10 protein-coding genes are annotated in these 13596 nt (G+C 58.4%); 3 read left to right on the plus strand and 7 right to left on the minus strand.

Annotated elements, in window-relative coordinates:
• Nucleotides 1–59: 59 nt before the first annotated feature.
• Nucleotides 60–3998, minus strand: a complete 3939-nt coding sequence (locus tag ACYZT6_RS20705) for an Ig-like domain-containing protein (protein WP_462028427.1) — start codon at nt 3996–3998, stop codon at nt 60–62.
• Nucleotides 3999–4464: 466 nt separating this feature from the next.
• On the opposite strand from ACYZT6_RS20705, the gene ACYZT6_RS20710 reads away from it, so the two are divergent.
• Entirely contained in the window at nt 4465–4836 is a 372-nt protein-coding gene (locus ACYZT6_RS20710; RefSeq protein WP_462028428.1) for a DUF6124 family protein, read from the plus strand.
• A 148-nt stretch (nt 4837–4984) separates the two neighbouring features.
• Here the strand turns inward: ACYZT6_RS20710 and ACYZT6_RS20715 are convergent, their stop codons facing one another.
• The 3 genes from ACYZT6_RS20715 to ACYZT6_RS20725 form a co-directional block, all read right to left on the minus strand.
• A complete protein-coding gene (locus tag ACYZT6_RS20715) occupies nt 4985–5344 on the minus strand; it encodes a PilZ domain-containing protein (RefSeq protein WP_462028429.1) in 360 nt (119 codons plus the stop codon).
• 245 nt (nt 5345–5589) lie between these two features.
• Nucleotides 5590–5973 (minus strand): tetratricopeptide repeat protein, encoded by a 384-nt coding sequence (locus tag ACYZT6_RS20720; protein ID WP_462028430.1) that lies wholly within the window; start codon nt 5971–5973, stop codon nt 5590–5592.
• Nucleotides 5974–6189: 216 nt separating this feature from the next.
• Nucleotides 6190–6477 (minus strand): hypothetical protein, encoded by a 288-nt coding sequence (locus ACYZT6_RS20725; RefSeq protein ID WP_462028431.1) that lies wholly within the window; start codon nt 6475–6477, stop codon nt 6190–6192.
• A gap of 232 nt (nt 6478–6709) precedes the next feature.
• Between ACYZT6_RS20725 and pyk the strand changes: the two genes are divergently transcribed.
• Nucleotides 6710–8161 carry a pyruvate kinase gene (gene pyk / locus ACYZT6_RS20730; protein WP_462028432.1) on the plus strand — a complete coding sequence of 484 codons (1452 nt, stop codon included), beginning with the start codon at nt 6710–6712 and terminating at the stop codon, nt 8159–8161.
• Between the two features lie 320 nt (nt 8162–8481).
• Here the strand turns inward: pyk and ACYZT6_RS20735 are convergent, their stop codons facing one another.
• The 3 genes from ACYZT6_RS20735 to ACYZT6_RS20745 all read right to left on the minus strand — a co-directional run bounded on the left by ACYZT6_RS20735 (nt 8482) and on the right by ACYZT6_RS20745 (nt 11411).
• The gene (locus ACYZT6_RS20735) at nt 8482–9231 is read right to left on the minus strand and encodes an enoyl-CoA hydratase-related protein (protein WP_462028433.1); all 750 of its coding nucleotides are present in this window, start codon (nt 9229–9231) and stop codon (nt 8482–8484) included.
• 145 nt (nt 9232–9376) lie between these two features.
• The gene (locus tag ACYZT6_RS20740) at nt 9377–10312 is read right to left on the minus strand and encodes an iron-sulfur-binding ferredoxin reductase (RefSeq protein WP_462028434.1); all 936 of its coding nucleotides are present in this window, start codon (nt 10310–10312) and stop codon (nt 9377–9379) included.
• Nucleotides 10305–11411 carry a GGDEF domain-containing protein gene (locus ACYZT6_RS20745; protein ID WP_462028435.1) on the minus strand — a complete coding sequence of 369 codons (1107 nt, stop codon included), beginning with the start codon at nt 11409–11411 and terminating at the stop codon, nt 10305–10307. Before ACYZT6_RS20745 ends, ACYZT6_RS20740 begins: the two co-directional genes overlap by 8 nt.
• Before the next feature lie 493 nt (nt 11412–11904).
• Between ACYZT6_RS20745 and ACYZT6_RS20750 the strand changes: the two genes are divergently transcribed.
• Nucleotides 11905–13428 (plus strand): fumarate hydratase, encoded by a 1524-nt coding sequence (locus tag ACYZT6_RS20750; RefSeq protein WP_131062231.1) that lies wholly within the window; start codon nt 11905–11907, stop codon nt 13426–13428.
• Nucleotides 13429–13596 lie beyond the last annotated feature (168 nt).

A 13596-nucleotide genomic window follows, 5' to 3' on the forward strand; every position in this document is an offset into this window, starting at 1 on the left:
GTAGGAATAAACAAAAAAATGGCCCTCACAGGGAGGGCCAGTATTAATACGCCGTGGTGTTAGCCGGCATTGATTACCTTCAATTCAAGAGCGGTCATCCACCGGGCTCGCATCTGGTCCTTTGTGCCTTCCCCCGTGAGCTGGAAATTTCCCACCGGCAGCCCTTGAAGCACAATCAGCCACTTACCTTGTGCATCGGCAACACCCTGGCCCCATGTGACGTTCGGATTTCCCCCTCGAACCAGCCGGACAGTCGTGCCCGGCAATGCCGTGCCTTCTATCACCCCATAAGGTGATATATGCGCGCCTGTAGCCGGACTGGCGATTACTGGTAACTCGAGTTTTTCGGCGACCGTGAAATGCACTCGAGCCGTCAGGGGCGACGGACTGCCGTCCATGCTTTGTTTAGCATCGATGGAGTACTGACCTACCGGCAGCACAAATTCGGTGCGAACGCTCCAATTACCTTGTGCATTCACCCTCGTGGTGAGTTCTTTCTCGTTGGGGCCAAATATATACACGCTCACCTCAGCACCAGGAATGCCTCTCCCGGAGAACACTGGCTGCTGTTCGAGTTGTTGCAATGGATCGTCTATCGGCGTGTCGATGATCGGTACTTCGAGTCTAGAGGGAACCTGAATCACATTGAACATACGATCGGGCGTTAACCACTTCGAAATCACACCATCGCGGGTTTGATGCACCGAACACTCGAAGTTGTCCCCTACCGCCAATTCGATCAGCGACCGCACTGCCCATGCACCTTGTCGATCGATCCATGCACGGCCCAATATAGTGTTGACTTCACCTTTCTTGTAGATGATGACTTCAGCCCCCGGCACGCCGCGCCCTTCGAACATCGGCCATCGCCCGACCTCTTGCCCCATGAGCGGAAAGGTCACTGTCGGCGCTTCAAAGGCGTTAGGCATTCGCTCCACCATAAAGCGTCCGCTCTCGCCCCACTCGGAAAGGGTACCCTCCAGGGTTTGGCGTATGACCACCCAAGCTGCGCCTTCGGTCAGGTCTTTGTTTCCCCGCACGGACCATCGCCCATTTTCATCAGCCACCGTGGGTTCGGCCAGCAGGCTGTCGGCGTCAAACCATAAGGCCACGGTGATCGTCGCGCCGGGTTCTGCCAGCCCACTGTACAGAGGTCTGACGCCGGTCCAGTCGCCAGGCTGCGGTTCGATGATTCGAGGGGGTGGTTTGAGCAGGGCAGAAAGAAGAGCAATGGAATCCTTGGAATCCAGCCCCGCCCCCGCCCGCGCCATGGCAGTGATAGCGTCACCGTCAACCATGTTATGCCTGACAGAGGCTGACCAGGTGCCCTCGTCCGTAACCTCCACGGTAGCCAAGTGTGCAAGATGAGTACGCCTGTGGACAAGGATGTCGTCGCCCGCAAAACCGAAACCGCTAATACTCAGCATGGCGCCTACGGGGCCGCCCTCTCGGGGGGTATCGATCTTCGGCACATGCGGTACCACGGTCACGACACGCTCGGTCTTGGCACTGGAAGAGCCCCTGTAGCGAACAGAAACTTCCAGTGTCAGCGGGCCGGCCGGCAGGGAAACCTTTGCATCCCAGTCGCCACCCGGATTCACCGGAATATTTTTCATGAACGGCTCGCTTTGACCTTTGATCCACAGCTCTACCGTGCTGCCCTCCAGCGCCTTGCCCGAAAACTGCGACGTGCGCTCCGGTCTCCCGTTGTGTAGAGGCACCAACAGGTTGGGGGCGCGTAATTGAATGTTCACCGTCACCGCCGCGGTCGCATCGGATTTATTAGGGCTGTTCTGAGTTTCAAACTGAACGGCATAAATGAGTAACTTCTCCAACGGTTGTTCAGGCAACTTCACCTTCCAATTGCCATCCTGGTCCACTGGCCCGCGCCCCAATTCAACATCATTGCCAGCCAAACGAATAACCACCCAACAGTGTTTATAACCTTTGCCAGTAATGGTTGGAATGGGATCGTACACCCCGTCATCGGGCACGGTGATCACCGGTATCGGCGTTTTTGCCGTAAACATTAGAGTGACCGCATCGGATGTCTGCCCCCCAAATTCCGCTTTTACTGTCATGGTGTAAGTGCCTGGGGGCAGTTCTTGTTTAGCAGGAACATTAAACGTGCCTAAGGTCGTCGCTATAGTATCGAAGGGAAGTATTCCGGGGATGGAAAAGGTGACTTTGGATCCTTTATAGGCGCTGCCGATAAATTGCGGAGTCTGCCCGACGATGGCACCGGGTTCGGGCTTTTCCAGTATGGGTGGCGGTGAGCGCACAACCACTGAAGACAAGGCTACAGGATCGGAATATTGAGAGTTCACCCATTGCCGGGCGTGCAGTGTTTGATAACTACCGGGCGGCAGAGTTACAGTCTCCGCCCAGTCACGTGTTGGCGACACGGTGACCTTCCGCAGCGCGTCCGCTTCCGTCACTCCTCTGTTCTTGAAAATGACGACCTGAACTGTGTAAGTGCTCCACTGATGGCCTGTTCCGGTAAAAGTTACATCCAGGCCGCTGACAGTGGGAGTCCGGACACTCGGCTTGGGGGTGGGGATATTGACTGAAATGGGAGCGACCCAATCGGTGCTGAAAATACGCCCAGAGCCACCATTGGAGACGCTTTGTCGACCGGTAAAACTGGAATTACCGGGCACAGCACTGTCCGGGATCGCCACACGCCAAATGCCGGAATTGACCGTTGCATCAAGGAAGGGAACGTTATTGCCGTGAAAATGAACGTCCATTAGGGCATCTTTATACCCGGTGCCGTGCAGCTCTACACGATCCCCGACGAGCTGGAATTTGAGAGTAGGCTGTGGCGGCTTGACATAAACAACACTCCGTGCGGCACGTTCGGATTCCACTCCGCCGTAGAGCTGTACCGCTGTAAGCACATTGGGACCAGGTTTCGAAAACTGAACGTCCGCAAACCATCTGCCATTTACAACCCACCCAGCGCCAATCCGTCCTTCCAAAAGGTCGTAGTATACATCTACGCTATGCCCAGAAATATCGGTATGCCCCGCCCCCTCGATGCGGGCGTTCATTTCTGTCTCTACCGACTTGGGATCGATAGTCGGAGGGGCCAGGAAAAATACTCTCACTTGCGTCCAGGCAGCATTGTCTGAATTGACGTGCCGCACATTTAGAACTTGCGAACCTCCTTTAGGGTATTGAGCATTGGCATTAAACGTTATTCCCCAAGCACCGCTGGTGGTTGCATTGACTCTGCCAAACTGAACTGTCCTGCCTTCATTCATGACTTGAATGGGTTGACCATCTGCTCCCCAAGTACCGCTAACTGGCACTTGCGAGCTAAGCTTTACAACTCCGTTATTTGCGGGAGTATCGACTTTTGGGTAGGTGAGGTAGAGAAATTCACGCCCGATAGAATACCGGGGGGAATAGCCGGGGACGCTTTGCTCAGCATGCATGGTGTACTTCCCTGGGTTTACCCACGAACGCAGAGGGGTCGACCATCTATTACCAGAAGACGTAAAATTGTCGCTGAAGGTATGAGTGCCGTGCGGCGTAATAAGTCTGAGTGTAGTGGCATCGCCACCCGATCCTGTAATGGTATTGGTAAAGACTGATAGGTCATCGATATCGGGCAAATCACTCATGAAAATGTGATAGTTTTTGCGAAACTCTCCACCCATTATCTGTTTTGCAATCAGTTCAAAATACCCCGTCCTCCCATTATATCCAGGAAAATTATAAGCAAAGGCGGTTGAGCCAGGACCGGTCATAAGGTGTTCTAACACTACAGAGGAACTCACCCCTCCCGCATAATATTTAATACTAACGGAATACAAACCAGTATTATTAGCAGTAATCTCCACCGCAGATCTCGAACTATAAATAACGTTAACCGGAAACAAACCAAAACTGAAAAGCACACCATTTTCATCAGTTGCTTGAACCGGAACCATCGCATCAACCGAGCGGTCATGGTCCTTCGAGTCACCGGTGTTGTCTTGATCGTCTTTCATGCTCACCCCTTAATCTTCAGCGCAGCCGTTACCCATCCAGTGCATTACTGTGTAGGCCAGACGCCTAGTCTTGCCTACCTGTAAAATCTGACAGTTCCGACGAACGGCACGCCCGTCGAGGCGCGCTTCGTCCTGATTTTTCAGGCCCTCGCCAAGTGACTACAGCGCCTTGCGCAACGGACTACACATCCGCCAGAATCCGCCGGCTTGTGCGCCTTGGCCTTGCCCCGTAACTTGATCCGCGTCGCTGCCAATCAGCGATCGGGTTTAGTCGCCCGGCGGTTCGATACATGTGTATAAGCGTCATCCAGTCGGGTACTCCCTATCCCCGCACTTGATGGTGGCTGTTCGCAGGGCGCCTTAGGGCGCGCCGGAATTCGTATCTCCGCCGGTCGACTAACCTGCGTCCAGCCGCCACCCTCCGTTTAGTCGCGAGACGGTTGTGGCCCCATAACGGAGATCGATCATGTTCAAAGCAACACCCAATCCCCCCGAAACCGACCCGGTTTCCCCCTACGCCACCCTCGATTCAAGAAAGCTCCACGCCGCCGCCGACAAGGCGCTGGACCATTACCTCAAACCCGACGTCGAATCCCTTCGCTCTTCCCAGGACCGCGCCATGAAAATGTTCACCGTTGTCGCCGATGCCAATCCTGAAGCGTTGAACATCGAGACCTACGAGACCTTTTCCACGGTCAGCACGTTGCTGCTCGACCTGGCGGACAGCCTGGAGGACAAGCCGCGGCATCTGGCGATGGCGATTTACCGGATGAGTGAGTTGGGGTTGATGCTGGTGGAGCGGTCGCTGGATAACGAGAAGGCGATCAAGGTGACCTGAGCTTTAGATATCTGGCGCCTGATCTGACGCCTTCGCGGGCAAGCCCGCTCCCACAGGGTTCAGCGGTGAACACACGTTTTGTGAACAACGCCAGAGACTGTGGGAGCGAGCTTGCTCGCGATAGCGGTGGTGAAAGCACCGCAAGGTTTCAGGCAGATGCAGGCAACGGCTGAAAACTGAAGTACTGCGTCAACGCCTCCACCAATTGCCCATACTCCGGCGGCGCCCGTTGCAGGCTGAACCCGGCGTCGTAATGGTGGGGGGTTTCGTCTTCATGGCACCACAGGCAACACGCCGTCAGGTCAATCACCTGTTGGCAGTTGTCGTGGGTGGGGATTTTCACACGCAGGGCAAAGTCGACGCCCACCATCATGGGCAACTGGCTGATGAGCATCAGCCCGTCGGCGGACACATTGCCCAGAAAGCCGATGGGTTTGTCGGTGACGCTGTTGAACACTTTCAGAAAATACGGCAGTTGATGCCGCTCGATCCGGCGGTCGGTAAACATGCGCAATGGCCCAGCAAGGCCCTTAAGCAGGGCCGCACTAATGCTTCGGAACGTGCCTGTTATTGCTCTTGTTGAAAAAGCCTGGCGCGCTCTCCCCGATCCCGGTGCGTCAGTCCATGAAACCGCTGACGCTTACTGCTGCCGATCACAGGTATGACCTCGGTCTAGAGGCAAGGCTCTAAAACCGATCTCTTCGACTATAGCTCACCACCGCCGGGCGGCCAGCCGTTGCATGACCGCTGCAATCAGAACCGCGTCGGGCGCACGGCCGCGGCACTGCGCATCGGGTAATGGCCCAGGCTCTGCAAGGTTTCCAGTCGCGCGCGGGCGCGGTAGGCGTATTCGCTTTGCGGGTAGGACGCGATGATGTACTGGTACGTCTGCGCCGCATCGATGAACAGCTTCTGCCGTTCCAGGCACTGGCCGCGCATCATCGACACTTCCGGCCACACATAAGGCCGCGCACGGCTGGAGCGTTCGACTTTCGACAGTTCGAGCATCACCTGCTCGCAATTGCCGCGATCGTACGCGCTGTAGGCGTTATTCAAATGATGGTTCATCGACCAACGGGTGCAGCCCGTGACGCTGAGGACGCTTAGGGCAAGGGCGGCAATGGGCACGAATCGCATGGGGGTTCTCCTGTCTTGAGCTCTGTATCGACCCGTTGGCGAAAATCTTCAGGATTCTGATAATGAACATGGAGTGTAGTGGCAGCGACAGCCGCGAGGCGACGGTTTCGCTGGATAAAAGTGGGGTAAAAACTCAAAGAACGCACTTCTTCAGGCGAAAAAAAGCCTACTGAACCGAAGAGCTCAATAGGCTATTGAATTGAAGGTGGCTCAAGGTCATTCGACCGAGAATTTTCGTCCCACCCAAGCAGAGGATTCATTCCCCTTGATCAAGCAAACTGCAATATCAACTTTGCCGTTCAGGTCCTTGGGTAGATCGCCTTCCCACCGACCGTCTCCGCCCACCTGATATTCAAAAAAAAACACGCTTCCATTTGCCTTGACGACGCGAACCGTGCCACCTGCCTCAGCGGTTCCACGTACCCAAACCGGGTGTGTCACAAGGGAGCCTTCCACCGGTTCAAGAATTACCGGAACAGGCACCTGATTTTTTTCCGTGGACATATTTTCATCTCCTTGCCCCGTCACCGTTTGACGAGGTTCCAGAGCATTCAATCCGCCCCCGCCCCCTGCGCCTAGCTGTAAGAAATAACAGTTCCGACAGACGGTAAATCGACATCACCATTTTCAAGAATGTTCGTTTCAAGATAAAAACGAATAAGTAGTGCAAACGAACAATGACTACATCCCCGGAGCATAGTAGCCTCACTCAGCGCTTGAACTCAGGAGTCTTTGCATGTCCGTCCGTCGTACCAAAATCGTCGCTACCCTTGGCCCGGCCAGTAACTCGCCGGAAGTTCTCGAACAGCTGATTCTGGCTGGCCTGGACGTCGCCCGCCTGAACTTCTCCCACGGCACCCCCGACGAGCACAAGGCTCGCGCGAAGCTGGTGCGTGACCTCGCCGCCAAGCACGGCCGCTTCGTTGCCCTGCTGGGTGACCTGCAAGGCCCGAAAATCCGTATCGCCAAATTCGCCAACAAGAAGATCGAGCTGAAGATCGGTGATCAATTCACCTTCTCCACCAGCCATTCTCTGACCGAAGGCAATCAGCAAGTGGTCGGCATCGACTACCCGGACCTGGTCAAGGACTGCGGCGTGGGCGACGAGCTGCTGCTCGACGACGGCCGTGTGGTGATGCGCGTTGATACCGCCACCGCCACCGAACTGAACTGCACCGTGCTGATCGGCGGCCCGCTGTCCGACCATAAAGGCATCAACCGTCGTGGCGGTGGCCTGACAGCGCCGGCCCTGACCGAGAAAGACAAGGCCGACATCAAGCTCGCTGCCGAAATGCAGGTCGACTACCTCGCTGTGTCCTTCCCGCGTGACGCTGCCGACATGGAATACGCCCGTCAACTGCGCGACGAAGCCGGCGGTACTGCCTGGCTGGTGGCGAAGATCGAACGCGCCGAAGCCGTGGCCGACGACGACACCCTCGATGCGCTGATCAAAGCCTCCGACGCGGTCATGGTTGCTCGTGGTGACCTCGGCGTGGAAATCGGCGACGCCGAGCTGGTGGGCATCCAGAAGAAAATCATTCTGCACGCACGCCGCCACAACAAGGCTGTGATCGTCGCGACCCAGATGATGGAGTCGATGATCCAGAACCCGATGCCGACCCGCGCCGAAGTGTCCGACGTGGCCAACGCCGTGCTCGACTACACCGACGCCGTGATGCTCTCGGCAGAAAGTGCTGCCGGCCTGTACCCGCTGGAAGCCGTGCAAGCGATGGCGCGCATCTGCGTCGGGGCTGAAAAGCACCCGACCAGCAAGACCTCCAGCCACCGCATCGGCAAGGTCTTCGAAAGCTGCGACCAGAGCATCGCCCTGGCGGCCATGTACACCGCCAACCACTTCCCGGGCGTGAAGGCGATCATCGCCTTGACCGAAAGTGGCTACACGCCGTTGATCATGTCGCGCATCCGTTCTTCGGTGCCGATCTACGCGTTCTCCCCGCACCGCGAAACCCAGGCCCGCGCGGCCATGTTCCGCGGCGTCTACACCGTCCCGTTCGACCCGGCATCGCTGCCGCCTGAGCAAGTCAGCCAGGCCGCGATCGACGAGTTGCTCAAGCGCGGCGTCGTGGAGAAAGGCGACTGGGTCATCCTGACCAAGGGCGACAGCTACCACACCATCGGCGGCACCAACGGGATGAAAATCCTGCACGTTGGCGACCCGATGGTCTGAGTGACCGGTTGCTGAAAAACAAAAGCCCCGCCATGTGAATGGCGGGGCTTTTTGGTTTCTGATCCGGCAGGTGTGTTGTCTGGGCGGCCCTCTTCGCGAGCAGGCTCGCTCCCACAAGGATTGAGTTGGCCCACAAAACAGGAGCGCAACACAAAGCCTGTGGTTTTGGTTTCTGATCCTGAAGATGCGGTGACTGGACTGACATCTTCGCGGGCAAGCCCGCTCCCACAGGGATTGAGTTTGCCCACAAAATTGGATTCAACACAAAACCTGTGGGAGCGGGCTTGCCCGCGAAGAGGCCGGCCCGGTCACCACAGAACTTAATGCCTGCTGATAAAGGCCGACAACGCCGCCATCGCCTCAGGCGAACGCAACCTTTGGGTGAACAACGCGCCCTCTTCTTCGATCACTTTGCGCATCAACTCCCGGTCCGGGGCTTTCATCAATTGTTTGCTGATGCGCACCGCTTCCGGTGGCAATGATTCGAACCGCAACGCCATTTCCCGCGCCTTGGCCAATGCCTCTTCGCCACTGCCCAACGCTTCGGTCGCAATGCCCCAAGCGGCGGCCTGTTCACCGCTGAAGCTCTCGCCAAGTAGAAGCAACTCCGCTGCCTTGGCGTGGCCCAGTAATCGCGGCAAAAGCAAGCTGGAACCAAACTCAGGACATAACCCGAGATTCACGAACGGCATCCGCAACCGTGCATCACGACTGACATACACCAGATCGCAATGCAGCAGCATCGTCGTGCCAATCCCCACCGCCGCGCCCGCCACGGCGGCGATCACCGGTTTGCGGCATTCCAGCAAGTTGAGCATGAAGTGGAACACCGGGCTGTCGAGGTTGCTCGGCGGTTGCTGGATGAAGTCGGCGATGTCGTTGCCGGCGGTGAAGCACTCGGCGCTGCCGGTGATCAGCACGGCGTTGATTTCGGGGTCGGCATCCGCCTGTTTCAGCGCGTCGGCCAGATGGCTGTACATGGCGCGGGTCAGGGCGTTTTTCTTGTCGGGACGGTTCAGGCGCAGGGTCAGCAGGCCGCGTTCGCGTTCAAGCTGGATGGCATCGATCATGGCGAGTCCTGTTCTGAGAGGATCAACTGTGGCGAGCGAGCTTGCTCGCGCTTGAGTGCGCAGCGCTCACAAAATTTTGGGGCCGCTGCGCAGCCCAACGTCGGAACGCCGCCCGGAGCAAGCTCGCTCGCCACAAAATCAGCGCTCAACCACGGGGAACAAAGACATCCGCCAGCAGTTGGTTGCGCGGCAATCCGGCCAGGTACAAACGCCGGGCGAAGGCGTCGACACTGTCGGGGGCTCCGCAGACTAAGGCCAGGGTTTGCCGGGAAACAAGCCGCAGTTGCGCCAACGCTTGTGGCAACTCGGCCGGGGTCCAGCATTCGAGGCTGAGGTTTTCACGCACATCGCACATGGCTTGCAGGGGTTTGGCCAGGTAATGCTCGCTGGCATCATGGGCGAGGTGAATGACGCGGATGGCGCCTTGGTGATCCTGACGCAACGCTTCGCGCAGCACACCGAACAACGGCCCCAACCCGGTGCCGGCGGCCATCAGCCACAGTGGCCGGGTGTTCCAGTCCGGGTCGTATTGCAACGCTCCGCCGCGCAGCTCGCCGAGGCGGATCGGGTCGCCGATTTTCAACTGACGGGCTGCGTCGCTGAATTCACCCGGCTGCCGGCAATCGAGGTGGAATTCCAGAAAACGGTCTTCTTCCGGCAGGCTCGCCAAGGAGTAAGGCCGTGCCACGTTGCCCGTCCACAACACCAGATGTTGCCCGGCGCGGTAGCGCAACGGTCGCTCCGGTGTCAGGCGCAAACGCAGCACGCTGGTGCTCAACCAATCGACCGCCGCGACCTGCGCCGGGCGGCCATCGACTTGCGGATCGAAGGTATGCACCTGCAAGTCCTCAACCACCTGACACTGACATGCCAGTCGCCAGCCTTGCTGACGCTGATCAGCGCTCAAGGCATCGGGACGGCTGTCACTGGGCAAGCCTTGAACACATTGCACCAGGCACGCATGGCAACTGCCGGCGCGGCAGCTGTAGGGCACGGCCACTCCGTTCTGATTCAGGGCATCGAGCAGGTTGCTACCCGGCGCCACCGACCAGTGACGCTCGCCGACGCGCAACTCAGGCATCGACGTTCTCCCACGCCGCCGCGCAACGATTGCGACCGTCACGCTTGGCGCGGTACAGCGCCTGATCGGCGCGTTGCAAGGCGTCGTCGAGATCATCGCCCAGCTCCAGCAAGGTCATGCCGGCAGACAAACTGAGATGGGCGACGTTGAGGCCGATCAGTTCGACATCGGTGAACGCAATGCGCAGCCGCTCACAACAGGACGTCAGGCGTTCGGCGTTGCAGTCGGGCAACAGCACCACGAATTCTTCGCCGCCATAACGGGCCAGCACATCACCCTCGCGCAGGCAGGCAGTGGCCACGCCGGCAAAGGCTTGCAGCACTTGATCGCCCGCGGCGTGGCCGTGAACGTCGTTGATGCGTTTGAAGTGGTCGAGGTCGATCAACGCCAGGCCATGCACCACGCCCGCTTCCATCGCGTTCAGCTCGCGGGAGGCCAGGCGCAGGAAATGCCGGCGGTTGAACAGCCCGGTGAGTTCGTCGGTGGCGACCAGGTCTTCGAGCTGGCGCATCATCCCGCGCAGGGTGTCCTGATGCGCCTGCAAGGCAAACCGTCGTTGGCGCATCCGCTGGCGCGAAGCCTGGACGTAACGGGCATAAAGCTCCAGCCAGATCAGCACGATAAACAGCACGCACACCTGCAACGCGGCGAGCGCCGGGTCGGGCAACTGGAAGTGGTAACCCTCCCACAGCGTGATCGAGCTGAAACTGAAAAACACCAGCAACGCACAGCGCACAAACGCACGACGCGAAAGATGGAACAGCCCGAACAACATGATCAACAGGTAGAACACCAGAAACGCGCCGCGTGCCTCATCCAGATTGGCAATCAGCCATGTCTGCCAGCCCAGGCCCATCAACACTTGCGCTTCGGTCAGGCTCGGGTCGGAAAACCGCAGGTTGCAACCGGTGTAAAACAACGCGAACAACGCCCCCTGAGTGATCACCACCAGCGCACTGCCGATGGCCACGCTGGCCAGCGGTTCATCGTAATGCCCGGTGAAAAACGCCAGCCACAGCAATACCAAAGCCAGGGCGTACGTGCCGGCAGCGAGGGCAAAGCGTTTGAGCAAAAGCCGTTGGATGGCGTTATGGGTCAATCGTTGACTCACCGTGCGAAAGGAGGCTGATCGAGTGTCCTACTCTACAGACCGAATGCCACTTTAGTGGGCTGTCTGATAAATGACCATTCAATTTTCGGGGCAGAAAACTGGCGTCAAAAGCATGTCCCGTTTTCGCCTGAATCCAGGTCCTTGCCACGGTCCTTGTAGCAGCTGGCGAAGCCTGCGTCCGGCTGCGAAGCAGTCGTAAATCCTGTGGTTATGGTCGGTCTGACACACCGAGGTGCCCGATTTCACGACGGCTTCGCCGCCGAACGCAGGCTTCGCCAGCTGCTACAGAGGTCGCGGTGTTATGCGACCAACGATTGACTACCGGCGGGTGTGCCCGGAACCGAGGCGCGGTATACTGCCGCGCCTTTTTAGCGTCGCGCCAGCTGCCCCGGCGTGCCTTGAAAGGTGCTTGCAACCGACCGATGCACCCAAGCTGCAAGCACCTTATTGAATGTTCCCGTCTTTTAGAGGAGCGCGACTCATGACCGTGATCAAGCAAGACGACCTGATTCAGAGCGTTGCCGACGCCCTGCAGTTCATTTCCTATTACCACCCCGTTGACTTCATCCAGGCGATGCACGAGGCCTACCTGCGCGAAGAATCGCCGGCAGCTCGCGATTCGATGGCGCAAATCCTGATCAACTCGCGCATGTGCGCCACCGGCCACCGCCCGATCTGCCAGGACACCGGCATCGTTACCGTCTTCGTCCGCGTGGGCATGGACGTGCGTTGGGATGGCGCCACCATGGGCCTGGACGACATGATCAACGAAGGCGTGCGCCGGGCTTACAACCTGCCGGAAAACGTCCTGCGTGCCTCGATCCTCGCCGACCCGGCGGGCGCTCGTAAAAACACCAAGGACAACACCCCGGCCGTGATCCACTACTCCATCGTTCCGGGTAACACCGTGGAAGTGGACGTGGCGGCCAAGGGCGGCGGTTCCGAGAACAAGTCGAAAATGGCCATGCTCAACCCGTCCGACTCGATCGTCGACTGGGTGTTGAAGACTGTTCCGACCATGGGCGCCGGCTGGTGCCCACCGGGCATGCTGGGCATCGGCATCGGCGGCACCGCCGAGAAAGCCGCGGTCATGGCCAAGGAAGTGTTGATGGAATCCATCGACATTCACGAGCTGAAAAAGCGCGGCCCGTCCAACCGTATCGAAGAGATGCGCCTGGAGCTGTTCGAGAAGGTCAACCAACTGGGCATCGGCGCCCAGGGCCTGGGTGGCCTGACCACCGTGCTCGACGTGAAGATCATGGATTACCCGACCCACGCCGCTTCGTTGCCGGTGTGCATGATCCCGAACTGCGCCGCCACCCGTCACGCGCACTTCGTGCTAGACGGTTCCGGCCCGGCCTCCCTGGAAGCGCCACCGCTGGACGCCTACCCGGAAATCGTCTGGGAAGCCGGCCCGTCGGCCCGTCGCGTCAACCTCGACACCCTGACCCCGGAAGACGTGCAGAGCTGGAAGCCGGGCGAAACCGTCCTGCTCAACGGCAAAATGCTCACCGGTCGCGACGCCGCGCACAAGCGCATGGTCGAGATGCTGAACAAGGGTGAAACCCTGCCGGTGGACCTCAAAGGTCGCTTCATCTACTACGTCGGCCCGGTTGATCCAGTGCGCGAAGAAGTGGTGGGCCCTGCTGGCCCGACCACCGCGACGCGGATGGACAAGTTCACCCGTCAGATCCTCGAGCAAACCGGCCTGCTGGGCATGATCGGCAAATCCGAGCGCGGCCCGACCGCAATCGAAGCGATCAAGGACCACAAAGCCGTTTACTTGATGGCGGTGGGCGGCGCGGCTTACCTGGTGGCGCAAGCCATCAAGAAATCCCGCGTGGTGGCGTTCGCCGAACTGGGCATGGAAGCGATCTACGAGTTCGATGTGAAAGACATGCCGGTGACCGTTGCAGTGGACAGCAAGGGTGAGTCGGTTCACATCACCGGTCCTGCCATCTGGCAGCAAAAGATCAGTGAAAGCCTGGCGGTCGAAGTGCAATAAGCGCTTCAACTTCCAAATACGGCCGGCTCGTCTGAATGGACGACCCGGCCGTTTTTTTGCTTACGAAAAACACCAATGGCATTAAAACCCCTCCGTTTAAAGCCATTTGATATAGAAAAACCGTCCTGACCTGTCAGATCTGACAGGTTACGTACGGCGCCCCTCTTG

It is taken from the genome of Pseudomonas sp. RT6P73, from assembly GCF_054897715.1.